Raw genomic sequence first — 15532 nt, 5'->3', positions numbered from 1 at the left:
TCAGCCTCCAGCGATAACCTGAAAAAGCAGGATTTGATCGCCTTCCTGTAAGAGATGATCTTGCCACTGTTCACGCGGCAGGATGCGTTGATTGAGCGCCAGCGCGACGCCCGGCTGCTGCTGTTCCAGCTGCGTGAGCAGATCGGCGACGGAGGTCGCTTCGGCGCACTGCAACGGTTCATCGTTAAACCATATCCGCATGCTGCCCTCCGCATACCGGACAGCCCTGAGCCCGCTGGAGCGCGAGAGTGCGCCAGCTGCTGGTTCGGGCATCGAACAGGCGCAGCGCGTTACGCGGGGCCATCATGCCGGCGAGCAGCTTGATGGCCTCCAGCGCCTGTAGGGTACCCATCATGCCAACCACCGGACCGATAATGCCCGCCGTACGGCAGTTGCGCTCAGGCTCGTTAGCGTCCGGCCACAGACAGCGATAGCAGCCCTGCTCCCACGGCGGCGTCAGTACCATCAGCTGCCCCCCAAGCCCGACGGCGCTGGCGGTAATCAGCGGCGTTTTAAGCGCGACGCAGGCGGCGTTGATCGCCTGACGAGTCGCCATGTTATCGGTGCAATCCAGTACCACATCGGCCTTCGCCACTTCATCCCGCAGGGCCTTTCCGCCTAACCGCTGCTTCAGCGCAATCAGTTCAATCTGCGGATTTAACTGAGCCAGCCGGGCCCTGGCGGCCGTGGTTTTAGGCTGAGCGATATCCTCGCTGGTGAACAAAATTTGTCGCTGCAGGTTACTGACGTGCACGTCGTCGTCATCGACCAGCACCAGCGTGCCGACGCCAGCGCCGGCAAGATAGAGCGCGGCGGGAGAGCCCAACCCGCCGAGACCCACGATCAACACCCGGCTGGCCAGCAGCATTTGCTGGCCTTCAATGGCGATATCCTCCAGCAGCAGCTGGCGGCTATAGCGCATAAAATCGCTGTCATTCATCACCGGCTCCCGCTATCTCGAGCAGCCGGGCCGTTGCCTGTCGCCAGTCGGCCGCCTGGGTAATGGCGCTGACCACCGCAACGCTGCCGACGCCGGTCGCCAGTACCGCCGGGGCGCGCTCAAGGCTGATGCCGCCAATCGCCACGGTTGGATAAACCCCGAGTCGCTGAATATGCTGCGCCAGCTGATCCAGCCCCTGAGGGGCGGAAGGCATCTGCTTGGTTTGCGTTGGAAAAACGTGCCCAAGCGCGATGTAAGAGGGACGCGCCGCCAGCGCGATATCAATTTCCATATCATCATGCGTCGAAACGCCAAGGCGCAGCCCGGCGTTGCGGATGGCGCTGAGGTCGGTGGTTTCCAGATCTTCCTGGCCTAAATGCACCCCGTAGGCCTGATGTTTGATGGCCAGACGCCAGTAATCGTTAATAAACAGCCGCGCATCATATTTGCGCCCCAGGGCGATCGCGGCAACCACATCGTCTTCGACTTCGCTATCGCGTTTATCCTTGATACGCAGCTGGATAGTGCGAACGCCCGCGGCCAGCAGGCGTTCGATCCACGCGACGCTATCGACGACTGGATAAAGCCCCAGGCGGAAAGGGACGGATGGAAAATCGGGTTGATACATCAGGCTTCCTCCTTACGTAGATAGATTTCACCGCCGCGGGCGCGAAAGTTATCCGACATATCGGCCATCCCCACTTCGATGGTCTGCGCGGCGGCGTAGTCGCGAACTTCCTGGCTTATCTTCATTGAGCAGAATTTAGGGCCGCACATGGAGCAGAAGTGGGCCACTTTGCCTGACTCCTGCGGCAGGGTTTCGTCGTGGTAAGCGCGCGCGGTGAACGGGTCGAGCGCCAGATTAAACTGATCTTCCCAGCGGAACTCGAAGCGCGCTTTCGACATGGCGTTATCGCGGATCTGCGCGCCGGGGTGGCCTTTGGCGAGATCGGCGGCGTGGGCGGCAATTTTGTAGGTAATCAGGCCCTGCTTAACGTCTTCTTTATTCGGCAGGCCGAGGTGCTCTTTTGGCGTCACGTAGCAGAGCATCGCGCAGCCGAACCAGCCGATCATGGCGGCGCCAATTCCCGAGGTGAAATGGTCATAGCCCGGCGCGATATCGGTGGTTAGCGGCCCTAAGGTGTAGAACGGCGCTTCGTGGCAGTGCTCCAGCTCTTCGGTCATATTGCGCTGAATCATCTGCATCGGCACGTGGCCCGGGCCTTCGATCATCACCTGTACGTCATACTCCCAGGCGATTTTGGTCAGTTCGCCCAGGGTGTGCAGTTCGGCGAACTGCGCTTCGTCGTTGGCATCCTGAATCGAGCCGGGACGCAGGCCGTCGCCCAATGACAGCGAGACGTCATAGGCGGCGCAGATTTCGCAGATTTCGCGGAAATGCTGGTAGAGGAAATTCTCTTTGTGATGGGACAGGCACCATTTCGCCATGATTGAGCCGCCGCGGGAGACGATGCCGGTCAGGCGCCTGGCGGTCATCGGCACGTAGCGCAGCAGCACGCCCGCATGGATGGTGAAGTAGTCCACCCCCTGTTCCGCCTGCTCGAGCAGCGTATCGCGGAAGGCTTCCCAGGTGAGATCTTCGGCGATCCCGTTGACCTTCTCCAGCGCCTGGTAGATCGGCACCGTACCGATCGGTACCGGACTATTGCGCAGGATCCACTCGCGGGTCTCGTGAATATAGCGGCCGGTGGAGAGGTCCATGACCGTATCCGCTCCCCAGCGCGTCGCCCACACCAGCTTCTCGACCTCTTCTTCAATCGACGAAGTGACCGCCGAGTTGCCGATATTGGCGTTAACCTTCACGAGGAAGTTGCGGCCAATAATCATCGGTTCGGATTCCGGATGATTAATATTGGCCGGGATAATCGCGCGCCCGGCGGCGACTTCAGCCCGCACAAACTCCGGGGTGATATTCTCCGGCAGCCGCGCGCCAAACCCAACGCCCGGATGCTGCTGGCGCAGCACTTCGCCACGAATACGCTCGCGGCCCATATTCTCGCGAATGGCGATGAACTCCATTTCCGGGGTGACAATCCCCTGACGGGCGTAGTGCAGCTGCGTCACGCATTTCCCGACGATGGCGCGCCTGGGCGTGAGCAGGCCGGTAAAGCGCAGTTCGTTGAGGCCATCATCCGCCAGCCGCTCTCTGGTATAGGCCGAGCTGCGATCGCTGAGTGCTTCGCAGTCGCGGCGCGCATCAATCCACGGCTGACGCAGTTTTGCCAGACCCTGCTGAACGTTAATCGCGACGTGCGGATCGCCATAGGGGCCGGAGGTGTCATAGACCGGAATAGCTTCGTTCGCTTCGTACTGAGGATTATCTTTGCTGCCGCCAATAAGCGTCGGGCTCAGCTGAATTTCGCGCATCGGTACGCGAATATCTTCCTGCGAACCGGGGATATAGATGCGCTGCGAATTGGGAAATGCGGTACCTTCCAGGGTGTCGATAAAGCGCTGGGCGCGTTCGCGTTGCTCTCGACGCGTGAGTTTGGTTGTAGACATAGCTCATTCCAGTTAAACAGGATATGGCTTGCCAGACGACGGATGGAGTAACAGATGCGATCGGCCCTGAAGAGGCAGATGCTAAACGCAGTTTACTCTTGTTCCCTTCGCAGGTATTAGCCTGATCAGGTTCCGCGGATCCCGAATTAACGGTCTCAGCCTTTTCCAGTGTGGAAAATGGGCACTCCGACAAGATGACATCCCCTCTCCGTGAGGGGGAATGTATGTAAACTACGCGTTAATGGCTCACAACTCAAGCGGTCGGCGCGATATTGTCGCTGACGTTGTCTTTGCGGCTGTGGGCGACGTCGAGGGCGATCAGGTTATCTTCCAGCGCAAAGCGCGCTTCCAGCGCTTCGCCGATGTCCGACAGCGCCTGCTGGAACTCAAGGTAGTTATCGTGATCGATGGCGTTTTCGAGGCAGGAGTCGTAATAATCCATGATCTGCTGGGTATTGGCCTGCAGCTGTGGATAAATCTTAGTGGCGGCTAAAAGTGGCGTATCGCCTTCCAATTCGCCGATAAAGCGTTCATAAATATTAAAATGGCCGGAGGAGAGGTAGTCCACCAGGCTTTGACAAAAATCATCCAGCGCTTTCTCATTAAGCCGCATAAATGATTCTTTGCCGGGCTTCAGGCCAACCAGGTTGTAGTAAGCCACAAGCAAATGCTTACGTACTTGTAGCCAGCGATCGACCAGTTTATTGCTGCCTCCAACACGTTCCGTCAGGTTTTCCAGCTGGTTTAACATGGTTGACTCCGCAAGGTTTTAAGAGAAATACGTTGCTCACCAAAATGTAAATTTAATGTTAAAAGTGCCAGTAAAATAAAGGTAGTGCAATAGATATGGATCGTATTATTGAAAAATTAGATCGCGGCTGGTGGATCGTCAGCCACGAACAGAAATTATGGTTGCCCGACGGAGAATTGCCCTACGGCGAAGCGGTAAATTTTAATCTTGCGGGGCAGCCCGCGCTGCGAATCGGAGAATGGCAGGGCGATCCGGTGTGGCTGGTCCGCCAGGATCGCCGGCATGAGATGGGATCGCTGCGTCAGGTGCTCGATCAGGATGCTGGCCTTTTTCAACTGGCGGGACGCGGGATCCAGTTGGCGGAATTCTACCGCTCGCACAAATTCTGCGGCTACTGCGGCCATCCTATGCACCCCAGCAAAACCGAGTGGGCAATGCTGTGCAGCCACTGCCGCGAACGCTACTACCCGCAAATCGCCCCGTGCATTATCGTCGCCATCCGTCGGGATGATTCTATCCTGCTGGCGCAGCATACTCGCCATCGTAACGGCGTGCATACGGTGCTGGCCGGGTTTGTCGAAGTCGGCGAAACCCTGGAGCAGACCGTTGCCCGCGAGGTGATGGAGGAGAGCGGCATTAAGGTGAAAAACCTGCGCTACGTGACCTCTCAGCCCTGGCCGTTCCCACAATCGCTGATGACCGCGTTTATGGCCGAGTACGATAGCGGCGAGATTGTCATCGACAAGAAAGAGCTGCTGGAGGCGGGATGGTATCGCTATGACAATCTGCCGCTTTTGCCGCCGCCGGGCACCGTGGCGCGCCGTCTGATTGAAGATACCGTGGCGATGTGTCGGGCAGAGTATGAGTGACATGTTACATATACTTTATCCTTCAAATTGCCTCTTTGTTGGCTGCTTTCACTTACCCCAGTCACTTACTTGAGTAAGCTCCTTGGGTTCATTCAATTGCCGCCTCGATCCACTTTGAATGATTTTGTGTATAAACTTGGCGCATCAACGCTAAAGGAATGTAAAAATGACCGAACTGAAGAACGATCGCTACCTGCGCGCGCTGCTACGCCAGCCGGTTGATGTCACCCCGGTATGGATGATGCGTCAGGCGGGCCGCTATTTACCGGAATATAAGGCCACCCGCGCCGAGGCGGGCGATTTTATGTCGCTGTGTAAAAACGCCGAGCTTGCCTGTGAAGTGACGTTGCAGCCGCTGCGCCGCTATAAGCTGGATGCGGCTATCCTCTTCTCGGACATTCTCACCATCCCGGATGCGATGGGGCTGGGGCTCTATTTCGAAGCCGGGGAGGGCCCGCGTTTTACCTCACCCATTACCGGCAAAGCGGATGTCGATAAATTACCCGTCCCCGACCCGGAAGATGAGCTTGGCTACGTGATGAACGCCGTGCGCACCATCCGCCGTGAGCTGAAGGGAGAAGTGCCGCTGATTGGCTTTTCCGGCAGCCCGTGGACGCTGGCGACCTACATGGTGGAAGGCGGCAGCAGCAAAGCGTTTACGGTGATCAAAAAGATGATGTACGCCGAGCCGCAGGCCCTGCATGCGCTGCTCGATAAGCTGGCGAAAAGCGTCACGCTGTATCTGAATGCGCAAATCAAAGCGGGCGCGCAGTCGGTGATGATCTTTGATACCTGGGGCGGGGTGCTGACCGGCCGGGATTATCAGCAGTTCTCGCTCTATTACATGCATAAAATCGTTGATGGGCTGCTGCGTGAGAACGATGGCCGCCGCGTGCCGGTGACGCTGTTTACCAAAGGCGGCGGGCAGTGGCTGGAAGCGATGGCGGAAACCGGCTGCGATGCGCTGGGGCTCGACTGGACGACCGATATCGCCGATGCGCGGCGTCGCGTCGGCCATAAAGTCGCCCTGCAGGGCAATATGGATCCCTCGATGCTCTATGCTCCTCCGGCGCGCATCGAAGAAGAGGTGGCGACCATTCTCGCCGGGTTTGGCCAGGGCGAAGGCCATGTCTTTAACCTTGGGCACGGCATTCATCAGGACGTCGACCCGGAACATGCGGGCGTATTTGTGGAGGCAGTGCACCGGTTGTCGGCGCCATACCACCGTTAAGGAGTGAATATGGATTTGTCATCGCTACGCACCCAGCAGCTCAGCCTGGCGGCATCGGTTGAACGAGGCGATCGGCTGGACCAGGATCCGCCGACGCTGATCGGCGGAGCGGATGTTGGATTTGAGCAAGAGGGAGAGGTGACCCGGGCGGCGATGGTGCTGCTGAGCTATCCGTCCCTGGAGCTGGTGGAGTATCAGGTCGCGCGCGTCGCGACCACGATGCCCTATATCCCCGGCTTCCTCTCCTTTCGCGAAACCCCCGCGCTGCTGGCGGCCTGGGAGCAGCTTTCGCAGAAGCCAAATCTTTTATTTGTTGATGGCCACGGTATTTCCCACCCGCGCCGCCTCGGCGTCGCCAGCCATTTTGGTCTGCTGGTGGATGTGCCGACCATCGGCGTGGCGAAAAAACGGCTGTGCGGTAAGTTCGAGCCGCTGGGCGATGAGCCCGGCGCGCTGGCGCCGTTGTTAGATAAAGGCGAGCAGCTGGCGTGGGTTTTGCGCAGTAAAACGCGCTGTAATCCCCTGTTTGTGAGTACCGGGCACCGCGTGGGCCTGGATAGCGCGCTGATGTGGGTGGAGCGCTGCCTGAAAGGCTACCGCCTGCCTGAACCGACGCGCTGGGCTGATGCCGTGGCGTCCCGGCGTCCGGCGTTTGTGCGTTGGCAAGCAAATCACGACTGATTCAGGTACACTGCGGCTAATTTCTGACTTCGAGATTTCATCATGTTACAAAACCCGATTCATCTGCGTCTGGAGAAGCTGGAAAGCTGGCAGCACGTGACCTTTATGGCCTGCCTGTGCGAGCGGATGTACCCCAACTACGCCATGTTCTGTCAGCAAACTGAGTTCGCCGATGGCCAGCTTTATCGCCGTATTCTCGATCTGATCTGGGAAACGCTGACGGTAAAAGATGCGAAGGTGAATTTCGACAGCCAACTGGAAAAGCTGGAAGAGGCGATTCCGGCCGCTGATGATTACGACCTGTACGGCGTCTATCCGGCCATTGATGCCTGCGTGGCCTTGAGTGAGCTGATTCATTCGCGGCTGAGCGGCGAAACGCTCGAACATGCTATTGAAGTCAGCAAGAGCTCGATCACCACCGTTGCGATGCTGGAAATGACCCAGGCTGGTCGCGAAATGACCGACGAAGAGCTCAAGGAAAACCCGGCAGTCGAACAAGAATGGGATATTCAGTGGGAGATTTTCCGTCTTCTGGCCGACTGCGAAGAACGCGATATTGAACTGATCAAAGGGCTGCGTGCAGACCTTCGCGAGGCCGGTGAGAGCAATATTGGTATAAATTTTCAGCAATGAGACCAGAAAACGTGATTTACCGCCTGAATTGTAGCGTCTGAAGGCTTCCATTCCGCCCCCCGTCTGGTCTACATTTGGGGGGCGAAAAAACGTGGCTATCGGTGCGTGTATGCAGGAGAGTGCTTTTCAGGCATTTCCGTCGCACTCGATGCTTAGCAAGCGATAAACACATTGTAAGGATAACTTATGAACAAGACTCAACTGATTGATGTAATTGCGGACAAAGCTGACCTGTCCAAAGCACAGGCGAAAGCTGCCCTGGAATCTACCCTGGCTGCAATTACCGAGTCTCTGAAAGAAGGTGATGCTGTTCAACTGGTTGGTTTCGGTACCTTCAAAGTGAACCACCGCGCTGAGCGTACTGGCCGCAACCCGCAGACCGGTAATGAAATCAAAATCGCCGCAGCAAACGTACCGGCATTTGTTTCTGGTAAAGCTCTGAAAGACGCAGTTAAGTAAGACCGCGTGGCAGTGTACAGTTTTATCGAAGGGGCTTGTCGGCCCCTTTTGTCTACCTGGCGCCGCACGCTGGCGCTGGTAGGCGTATTGCTGCTCACTGCCTGCAGCCATGATTCCTCTCTCCCGCCGTTTACCGCCAGCGGATATGCGGATAACCAGGGGGCGATGCGTATCTGGCGCAAAGATTCTAACGGCGAGGTCCATCTCCTTGCCGCCTTCAGTCCATGGCGTCATGGTAATACTTCGACCAGCGAGTACCGCTGGCAGGATGGCCAGCTCGCGCTGATTGAACTCAACGTCTACGGTAAACCGCCGGAACATATTCGCGCCCGGTTTGATGCGCAGGGCGAACTCAGCTTTATGCAGCGTGAAATCGATGGGCAGAAGCAGCAGCTTTCCAGCGATCAGGTCGCGCTATACCGCTATCGCGCTGAGCAAATACGCCAGACCAGCGACGCTCTGCGTCAGGGACGCGTTATGCTGCGCCAGGGGCGCTGGCATGCCAACAGGACGGTGACCACCTGTGAAGGTCAGACCGTGAAGCCTGACCTCGATACGCAGGCGCTGGCGCATATTGAGCGACGTCAGAATCACTCATCCATTGAGGTCAGCGTGGCGTGGCTGGAAGCGCCTGAAGGCTCTCAGCTGCTGCTGGTGGCAAACGAAGATTTCTGCACCTGGCAGCCGACCGAAAAAAGCTTCTGAGCCTTACCAGTGGCTCATCCCCATATGACCGCGGCCTCCGCCGCAGCTCCCTGGTCCCATACCCACACCGCGAGAAATACCCGCCTGCGCTAACGCGAGATCGAACTTCACCCGCTGCTGGGCCAGCTGTTGACCGAGAACCTCCATCTCCTGGGCAATGGATTCGACTTTCGCGCTGTCAGGCTTATCCGCGGTTAACAGCGCATGGTATTCGTAGCGTTTTGATTGAAGCTGCTGACGTAAAACGCGGGTTTGTTCATAGAAATCGTTATGCAGCTTCCGGGCAGTGGCCTGCTGATCGGCGGTGAGCTGGCTGTAGCCCTGGGGGCCCATTCCGCTGCCGTTATTCCAGTGGTGCCTTGCCCAGGCTGAACTGCTGCCGAAAGTCAGCGCGGCGAGGGCAATCAGCGTCAGCGTCATTTTTTTGTTCCGTTTCATAGTTTATTCTCCTGGCTTATGGTTTCTCAATGATTTGCATCTTCTGTGCCAGAATGGAAAGGCCGCAGGATATCGGGCATTGAGCGCCTTCCAGCCAGACGAGAGCGAGTAAAAATGACTCGCGGTCAAGGAGGCTGCGGGTCATTTTTACTCGATCGCCTTCCCGGTTTGCGCATGAGAAGCGGTTAGACGGGACGGAAAAATGGCATGATTTCTGCTGAGCGATACGGTGTCTGAGGAAAGGGAGTTGTCATGAACGCGATGCGGTTGTCTAAGGATTCCGTCGCCGTCTGGCTGAGCTGGTTGTTAACCGGCCTTATCTTGCTGCTGGTGTGCCTGTTCTCTGCGTTAATCGTGCGTGATTATGGCCGTGAAAATGAAGCCGCGCGCCAGACTATCCAGGAAAAGGGCAGCGTGCTGATTCGCGCCCTTGAGTCCGGCGCCCGGGTGGGCATGGGAATGCGTATGCATCATTCCCAACTGCAGGCGTTGCTGGAGGAGATGGCCTGGCAGCCAGGCGTGCTGTGGTTCGCTGTGACGGATGAGAGCGGTAAAATCATTGCCCATAGCGACCCGCAGCGGGTTGGTGAGTCGCTCTACCCTGCCAGCACTCTGCGTGAGCTGAATATTGGGAGCGAGGAGCGCTGGCGCCGGCTCGAAAAACCGGAACCGGCGCTGGAGATTTATCGTCAATTTCGCCCGCTTAACGGCGGCGGGCATCATATGCGCATGATGATGCGTCGCGAAGCTGCCGGGCTACGTACCCAGGCTCCCCAGGTTATTTTTATTGCTTTTGATACCCGCGAGCTGGATGCCGACCATGCCCGTAGCCTGCGTAATATGGTTATCATGCTCTGCGCGGCGGGCGTAGTGATGGCGGCAACGTTGCTGGCGCAGTTCTGGTTCCGCCGCTATCAACGTTCGCGCAAGCAGCTGCAGGAGGCGACGGCGCGTAAAGAAAAGCTGGTGGCGCTTGGTCATCTGGCCGCGGGCGTCGCCCATGAGATCCGCAACCCGCTGTCATCTATAAAAGGGCTGGCAAAGTATTTTGCCGAGCGAACCCCAGCCGATGGCGAAGCGCATCAGCTGGCCCAGGTGATGGCGAAGGAAGCCGATCGCCTGAACAGGGTCGTCAGCGAGCTGCTGGAACTGGTGCGTCCGGCGCATTTAACGTATCAATCGGTTGATTTGAATGACGTGATTATGCACTCGCTTCAGCTAATTAGCCAGGATGCCGCCAGCCGGGCAATAACGCTCGCGTTCACCGCGCAGCCCGCGCTATGCCGCATTCAGGCCGATCCGGATCGTTTGAAACAGGTGCTGCTGAACCTTTATCTCAATGCCGTCCACGCTATTGGCCGCGATGGCGTGATTACGGTGGCGGTGAGGGAATGCGGCGACGGGCGAGTAAAGGTGAGCGTTGCGGACAGCGGCAAGGGGATGACGGCGGAACAGCTACAGGCCATTTTTACCCCGTACTTCACGACCAAGGCCGACGGCACCGGGCTGGGCCTGGCGGTGGTGCAGAACATTGTCGAGCAGCACGGCGGAACGATTCACGCCGAGAGCGCCCCCGGCGAAGGCGCGCTATTTACTCTCTATTTGCCGGTCAACGGGCAACAAAAGGATGAACAAGGATGAGTGGCGAGCAGATCGATATTCTGGTGGTGGACGATGACATCAGCCACTGCACTATCTTACAGGCGCTGTTGCGGGGCTGGGGATACCGGGTTGCGCTGGCCTACAACGGTGTACAGGCGCTGGAACAGGTGCGCCAGACGGTGTTTGATCTGGTGCTTTGCGATATCCGCATGGCCGAGATGGACGGCATCGAAACGCTGAAAGAGATCAAAACCTGGAATCCGTCGATTCCGGTATTGATCATGACCGCATACTCCAGCGTCGATACCGCCGTGGAGGCGCTGAAATCCGGTGCGCTGGACTACCTGATTAAGCCGCTGGACTTTGACAAGCTGCAGCAGACGCTGTCTGAGGCGTTGGCCCATACGCGGCTGAGCGAGTCACCCGTCGCGGGTAGTCCCCCCGCGGCCCAGTTTGGCATGGTGGGCGATAGCCCGGCGATGCGGGCGCTGCTGAATAATATTGCCCTGGTTGCCCCCTCTGATGCGACGGTATTAATTCACGGCGAGTCGGGCACCGGGAAAGAGCTGGTCGCGCGGGCTCTGCACGCCAGCAGCGCCCGCAGCCGCAGGCCGCTGGTGATCCTCAACTGTGCCGCACTCAACGAGTCGTTGCTGGAGTCGGAGCTGTTTGGTCACGAGAAAGGCGCCTTTACCGGCGCGGACAAACGGCGAGAAGGGCGTTTTGTTGAAGCGGACGGCGGTACGCTCTTTCTCGATGAGATTGGCGATATTTCACCGCTGATGCAGGTGCGCCTGCTGCGGGCGATTCAGGAGCGTGAAGTGCAGCGCGTGGGCAGCAATCAGACCCTTTCGGTAGATGTACGGCTAATTGCCGCCACCCACCGGGATTTAGCTGAAGAGGTCAGCGCCGGACGTTTTCGTCAGGATCTCTACTATCGCCTGAACGTCGTGACTATCGATATGCCGCCGCTGCGTCAGCGCAAGGAGGATATCCCTCAGCTGGCGCGCTATTTCCTGCAGCGTTATGCCGAGCGTAACCGCAAAGCGGTGCAGGGGTTTACGCCGCAGGCGATGGACTTACTGATTCACTACGCATGGCCGGGGAATATTCGCGAACTGGAAAATGCGGTAGAGCGGGCGGTGGTCCTGCTGACCGGAGAGTATATCTCGGAACGCGAGCTGCCGCTGGCGATTGCCGGTACGTCGGTTTCGGACGCGCCGCACGGCGAGGATATTATTCAGCCGCTGGTGGAAGTCGAGAAAGAAGCGATCCTGGTGGCGCTCGAAAAAACGGGCGGCAACAAAACTGAAGCCGCCCGTCAGCTGGGCATTACGCGCAAAACGCTGCTGGCAAAGCTCAGCCGTTAGCTGTTTTGCTCACGCTCAATAGCGCGCCAGCCGATGTCGTTACGGCTAAAGCTGCCGTCCCAGCGGATATCGCTCATCAGGGCGTAAGCGCGCTTTTGCGCTTCAGCGACGGTGTGACCCAGCGCGGTAGCGCAGAGCACCCGGCCGCCGCTGGTCAGCACGCGATCGTCATCAGCGAGTCTGGTACCGGCGTGGAAGACCTTGCCGTCAGCCGCTTCTTCCAGAGGCAGGCCGTGGATCTCATCACCGGTGCTGTAGTTGCCCGGATAGCCACCGGCGGCGATCACCACGCCCAGCGAGGCGCGTTCGTCCCACTCGGAGGTTTTCTCATTCAGCTTGCCGTCGCAGGCGGCGAGGCACAGATCTACCAGATCCGATTTCATGCGCAGCATGATCGGCTGGGTTTCCGGATCGCCAAAGCGGCAGTTGAACTCGATAACCTTCGGGTTTCCCTGTTTATCGATCATCAGGCCCGCATAGAGGAAACCGGTGTAGGTGTTCCCTTCCGCTGCCATACCTTTTACGGTTGGCCAGATAATGCGTTCCATGGTGCGCTGGTGAACCTCATCGGTTACCACCGGCGCCGGTGAGTAAGCGCCCATACCGCCCGTGTTCGGGCCGGTATCGCCATTGCCCACGCGTTTATGATCCTGGCTGGTGGCCATCGGCAGGACGTGCTCGCCGTCGACCATCACGATAAAGCTCGCCTCTTCGCCGTCGAGGAACTCTTCAATGACGATGCGGTGTCCGGCGTCGCCAAAGGCGTTACCTGCCAGCATGTCGTGAACGGCGGCTTCCGCTTCTTCCAGCGTCATGGCGACAATCACGCCCTTGCCGGCGGCCAGGCCGTCGGCCTTGATGACGATCGGCGCGCCTTTCTCACGCAGGTACGCCAGCGCGGGCTCGACTTCGGTGAAGTTCTGGTATTCCGCCGTCGGGATGTTATGACGCGCGAGGAAATCTTTGGTGAAGGCTTTGGAGCCTTCAAGCTGCGCCGCGCCTTCCGTTGGGCCGAAGATTTTCAGCCCTGCGGCACGGAACGCATCGACAACGCCAATTACCAGCGGCGCTTCCGGGCCAACGATGGTCAGGTCAATCTTCTCGCTTTGCGCAAAGCTCAGCAGCGCCGGAATATCGGTGACGCCGATAGCCACGTTCTGCAGCGCCGGTTCCAGCGCGGTGCCCGCGTTACCCGGGGCGACAAAAACGGTATCAACCTGCGGTGACTGTGCGGCCTTCCAGGCCAGCGCGTGTTCGCGTCCGCCGTTGCCAATAACTAATACTTTCATCGTCTGCTCCGTGAATTAATGGCGGAAGTGGCGCATGTCGGTGAAGATCATCGCGATGCCGTGCTCATCGGCGGCGGCAATCACCTCTTCGTCGCGAATAGAACCACCGGGCTGAATGACGCAGCTCACGCCAACGGCAGCAGCGGCATCAATACCGTCGCGGAACGGGAAGAAAGCGTCAGAGGCCATAGCCGAACCTTTCACTTCCAGACCTTCATCACCGGCTTTAATCCCGGCGATTTTGGCGGAGTAAACGCGGCTCATCTGGCCTGCGCCTATCCCGATGGTCATATTCTCTTTGGCGTACACAATGGCGTTGGATTTAACGAATTTCGCCACTTTCCAGCAGAACAGCGCATCGCGCAGTTCCTGCTCGGTCGGCTGGCGTTTGGAAACCACGCGCAGTTCGCCTTCCGTAACCATACCCAGATCGCGATCCTGAACCAGCAGGCCGCCGTTAACGCGTTTGAAGTCCAGACCAGGTACGCGCTGCGTCCACTGACCGCAGGTCAGGACGCGGACATTCTGTTTCGCGGCAGTGATCTTCAGGGCTTCTTCCGTCGCAGACGGTGCGATGATCACTTCAACAAACTGGCGGGAGATGATCGCCTGCGCGGTTTCGGCATCCAGTTCGCGGTTAAACGCGATAATGCCGCCGAAGGCAGAGGTCGGGTCAGTTTTGTACGCGCGGTCGTAGGCGTCCAGAATAGAGGTACTTACCGCTACGCCACATGGGTTGGCGTGCTTCACAATAACGCAGGCCGGCTCGCTGAATTCTTTGACGCATTCCAGCGCGGCATCGGTGTCAGCGATGTTGTTATAGGAGAGCGCTTTACCCTGAACCTGCTGTGCAGTGGCGACAGAGGCTTCTTTGACTTCTTCTTCTATATAGAAGGCCGCCTGCTGGTGGCTGTTTTCACCATAGCGCATATCCTGCTTCTTAATGAAGTTCAGATTCAGGGTGCGCGGGAAGCGACCCGCGGCTTCTTTGCTCTCGCCGTGATAGGCCGGAACCATGCTGCCGAAGTAGTTGGCAATCATGCTGTCGTAGGCGGCGGTGTGTTCGAATGCCTTAATGGCGAGGTCGAAGCGGGTGTCGAGGGTCAGGGAGCCTTCGTTGGCATCCATCTCTTTAATAATGGCATCGTAGTCGCTGCTCTTCACCACGATGGCGACGTCTTTATGGTTCTTCGCCGCTGAGCGAACCATGGTTGGGCCGCCGATATCAATGTTTTCTACCGCATCTTCCAGCGAGCAGACCTCGCGGGCAACGGTTTGAGCAAACGGATACAGGTTAACCACCACCATATCAATAGGCGCGATACCGTGTTGTTCCATAATACCGTCATCCTGGCCGCGGCGACCGAGAATACCGCCGTGAACTTTCGGATGCAGGGTCTTCACGCGTCCGTCCATCATTTCCGGGAAACCGGTGTAGTCAGAGACTTCGGTAACCGGCAGACCTTTCTCAGCCAGCAGGCGTGCGGTACCACCCGTAGACAGTAGCTCGACACCACGAGCGGAAAGCGCCTGCGCGAATTCGACGATACCGGCCTTGTCAGAAACACTGAGCAGGGCGCGGCGGACTGGACGACGTTGTTGCATGGTATTAAATCCCCAGGATTTGAATATTACAGAGAGCGTTAGGTGAATTTTTGTCTAAAAACTCACCTAACGCACCCAACCGGGCATCCTTGTTATAGCGCGGCATTGTAACGAAAACGTTTGCGCAACGCTCGCGAATTTTTATCTTTCTCTTTTTAGCCCAGGATCGCGCCCTATAGAGAGAAGAGAGCGGGCCTTTATAAGAGGGTATCGGCCGCCACCTGTGGATAATTCTGTGCGTAACAGGGTATAAAGCGGGGTTTTGCTGGGGAATGCAGCAGTCAGTCATTTTTCTGCAATTTTACTATTGCGGATGCTCGGGAACTCCCTATAATGCGCCTCCATCGACACGGCAGATGTGAATCACTTCACAAACAACCCGGTCGGTTGAAGAGAAAAAATCCTGAAATAACGGGTTGACTCTGAAAGAGGAAAG

At 57.8% G+C, this 15532-nt stretch carries 16 protein-coding genes and 1 riboswitch; of the genes, 8 read left to right on the top strand and 8 right to left on the bottom strand.

Features of this window, described 5'->3' with window-relative positions:
• From thiS to rsd, 5 genes are all read right to left on the bottom strand, one after another.
• Window positions 1-201: a sulfur carrier protein ThiS gene (thiS, locus tag ABLV30_RS25315; protein ID WP_014837102.1), complete on the bottom strand. Its 201-nt coding sequence runs from the start codon at window positions 199-201 to the stop codon at window positions 1-3.
• Window positions 185-940 (bottom strand): HesA/MoeB/ThiF family protein, encoded by a 756-nt coding sequence (locus ABLV30_RS25310; protein ID WP_134898934.1) that lies wholly within the window; start codon window positions 938-940, stop codon window positions 185-187. The genes thiS and ABLV30_RS25310 overlap by 17 nt, the downstream gene beginning before the upstream one ends.
• Entirely contained in the window at window positions 933-1568 is a 636-nt protein-coding gene (gene thiE, locus ABLV30_RS25305; protein ID WP_116281038.1) for a thiamine phosphate synthase, read from the bottom strand. The genes ABLV30_RS25310 and thiE overlap by 8 nt, the downstream gene beginning before the upstream one ends.
• Window positions 1568-3463 carry a phosphomethylpyrimidine synthase ThiC gene (gene thiC, locus ABLV30_RS25300; RefSeq protein WP_025107531.1) on the bottom strand — a complete coding sequence of 632 codons (1896 nt, stop codon included), beginning with the start codon at window positions 3461-3463 and terminating at the stop codon, window positions 1568-1570. Before thiC ends, thiE begins: the two co-directional genes overlap by 1 nt.
• Before the next feature lie 85 nt (window positions 3464-3548).
• Window positions 3549-3662: riboswitch (TPP riboswitch) on the bottom strand.
• 54 nt (window positions 3663-3716) lie between these two features.
• On the bottom strand, window positions 3717-4214 hold the full coding sequence (gene rsd / locus ABLV30_RS25295; protein ID WP_265802168.1) for a sigma D regulator: 498 nt from the start codon (window positions 4212-4214) through the stop codon (window positions 3717-3719).
• Window positions 4215-4309: 95 nt separating this feature from the next.
• On the opposite strand from rsd, the gene nudC reads away from it, so the two are divergent.
• The 6 genes from nudC to ABLV30_RS25265 all read left to right on the top strand — a co-directional run bounded on the left by nudC (window position 4310) and on the right by ABLV30_RS25265 (window position 8792).
• On the top strand, window positions 4310-5083 hold the full coding sequence (gene nudC / locus ABLV30_RS25290; RefSeq protein WP_004097667.1) for an NAD(+) diphosphatase: 774 nt from the start codon (window positions 4310-4312) through the stop codon (window positions 5081-5083).
• Between the two features lie 166 nt (window positions 5084-5249).
• The gene (hemE, locus tag ABLV30_RS25285; RefSeq protein ID WP_014227501.1) at window positions 5250-6314 is read left to right on the top strand and encodes a uroporphyrinogen decarboxylase; all 1065 of its coding nucleotides are present in this window, start codon (window positions 5250-5252) and stop codon (window positions 6312-6314) included.
• A gap of 9 nt (window positions 6315-6323) precedes the next feature.
• On the top strand, window positions 6324-6995 hold the full coding sequence (gene nfi / locus ABLV30_RS25280; protein ID WP_025107530.1) for a deoxyribonuclease V: 672 nt from the start codon (window positions 6324-6326) through the stop codon (window positions 6993-6995).
• 42 nt (window positions 6996-7037) lie between these two features.
• The gene (locus ABLV30_RS25275) at window positions 7038-7628 is read left to right on the top strand and encodes a YjaG family protein (RefSeq protein WP_004097673.1); all 591 of its coding nucleotides are present in this window, start codon (window positions 7038-7040) and stop codon (window positions 7626-7628) included.
• A 186-nt stretch (window positions 7629-7814) separates the two neighbouring features.
• Window positions 7815-8087, top strand: coding sequence for a nucleoid-associated protein HU-alpha (hupA, locus tag ABLV30_RS25270; RefSeq protein WP_004097675.1), 273 nt, complete (start codon window positions 7815-7817; stop codon window positions 8085-8087).
• A gap of 12 nt (window positions 8088-8099) precedes the next feature.
• Window positions 8100-8792 (top strand): DUF1481 domain-containing protein, encoded by a 693-nt coding sequence (locus ABLV30_RS25265; RefSeq protein WP_004097677.1) that lies wholly within the window; start codon window positions 8100-8102, stop codon window positions 8790-8792.
• Between the two features lie 3 nt (window positions 8793-8795).
• On the opposite strand, the gene zraP is transcribed toward ABLV30_RS25265, so the two are convergent.
• On the bottom strand, window positions 8796-9230 hold the full coding sequence (gene zraP, locus ABLV30_RS25260) for a zinc resistance sensor/chaperone ZraP (protein ID WP_048263778.1): 435 nt from the start codon (window positions 9228-9230) through the stop codon (window positions 8796-8798).
• Between the two features lie 252 nt (window positions 9231-9482).
• Here zraP and zraS point away from each other — a divergent pair, with 252 nt between their 5' ends.
• Window positions 9483-10871, top strand: a complete 1389-nt coding sequence (zraS, locus tag ABLV30_RS25255) for a two-component system sensor histidine kinase ZraS (RefSeq protein ID WP_148850177.1) — start codon at window positions 9483-9485, stop codon at window positions 10869-10871.
• Complete coding sequence (gene zraR, locus ABLV30_RS25250; RefSeq protein WP_032721071.1) at window positions 10868-12202, top strand: sigma-54-dependent response regulator transcription factor ZraR; 1335 nt, start codon at window positions 10868-10870, stop codon at window positions 12200-12202. The genes zraS and zraR overlap by 4 nt, the downstream gene beginning before the upstream one ends.
• Here zraR and purD read toward each other — a convergent pair.
• Both purD and purH read right to left on the bottom strand, forming a co-directional pair.
• Window positions 12199-13491: a phosphoribosylamine--glycine ligase gene (gene purD, locus ABLV30_RS25245; RefSeq protein ID WP_014227507.1), complete on the bottom strand. Its 1293-nt coding sequence runs from the start codon at window positions 13489-13491 to the stop codon at window positions 12199-12201. The genes zraR and purD overlap by 4 nt on opposite strands.
• A 15-nt stretch (window positions 13492-13506) precedes the next feature.
• Window positions 13507-15096: a bifunctional phosphoribosylaminoimidazolecarboxamide formyltransferase/IMP cyclohydrolase gene (purH, locus tag ABLV30_RS25240; protein WP_048263779.1), complete on the bottom strand. Its 1590-nt coding sequence runs from the start codon at window positions 15094-15096 to the stop codon at window positions 13507-13509.
• Window positions 15097-15532 lie beyond the last annotated feature (436 nt).

Origin of the sequence: Klebsiella sp. CN_Kp113, from assembly GCF_040064585.1 — a bacterium.
GTDB lineage: Bacteria > Pseudomonadota > Gammaproteobacteria > Enterobacterales > Enterobacteriaceae > Klebsiella > Klebsiella michiganensis.
Note: the sequence above shows the minus strand (reverse complement) of the source record. Positions and strands in the feature narration are given on the sequence as shown.

What these genes read in the sequence shown, in the direction of transcription:
- thiS (WP_014837102.1), bottom strand. Translation starts at nt 201, where the DNA reads ATGCGGATATGGTTTAACGATGAACCGTTGCAGTGCGCCGAAGCGACC.
- ABLV30_RS25310 (WP_134898934.1), bottom strand. Translation starts at nt 940, where the DNA reads ATGAATGACAGCGATTTTATGCGCTATAGCCGCCAGCTGCTGCTGGAG.
- thiE (WP_116281038.1), bottom strand. Translation starts at nt 1,568, where the DNA reads ATGTATCAACCCGATTTTCCATCCGTCCCTTTCCGCCTGGGGCTTTAT.
- thiC (WP_025107531.1), bottom strand. Translation starts at nt 3,463, where the DNA reads ATGTCTACAACCAAACTCACGCGTCGAGAGCAACGCGAACGCGCCCAG.
- rsd (WP_265802168.1), bottom strand. Translation starts at nt 4,214, where the DNA reads ATGTTAAACCAGCTGGAAAACCTGACGGAACGTGTTGGAGGCAGCAAT.
- nudC (WP_004097667.1), top strand. Translation starts at nt 4,310, where the DNA reads ATGGATCGTATTATTGAAAAATTAGATCGCGGCTGGTGGATCGTCAGC.
- hemE (WP_014227501.1), top strand. Translation starts at nt 5,250, where the DNA reads ATGACCGAACTGAAGAACGATCGCTACCTGCGCGCGCTGCTACGCCAG.
- nfi (WP_025107530.1), top strand. Translation starts at nt 6,324, where the DNA reads ATGGATTTGTCATCGCTACGCACCCAGCAGCTCAGCCTGGCGGCATCG.
- ABLV30_RS25275 (WP_004097673.1), top strand. Translation starts at nt 7,038, where the DNA reads ATGTTACAAAACCCGATTCATCTGCGTCTGGAGAAGCTGGAAAGCTGG.
- hupA (WP_004097675.1), top strand. Translation starts at nt 7,815, where the DNA reads ATGAACAAGACTCAACTGATTGATGTAATTGCGGACAAAGCTGACCTG.
- zraP (WP_048263778.1), bottom strand. Translation starts at nt 9,230, where the DNA reads ATGAAACGGAACAAAAAAATGACGCTGACGCTGATTGCCCTCGCCGCG.
- zraS (WP_148850177.1), top strand. Translation starts at nt 9,483, where the DNA reads ATGAACGCGATGCGGTTGTCTAAGGATTCCGTCGCCGTCTGGCTGAGC.
- zraR (WP_032721071.1), top strand. Translation starts at nt 10,868, where the DNA reads ATGAGTGGCGAGCAGATCGATATTCTGGTGGTGGACGATGACATCAGC.
- purD (WP_014227507.1), bottom strand. Translation starts at nt 13,491, where the DNA reads ATGAAAGTATTAGTTATTGGCAACGGCGGACGCGAACACGCGCTGGCC.
- purH (WP_048263779.1), bottom strand. Translation starts at nt 15,096, where the DNA reads ATGCAACAACGTCGTCCAGTCCGCCGCGCCCTGCTCAGTGTTTCTGAC.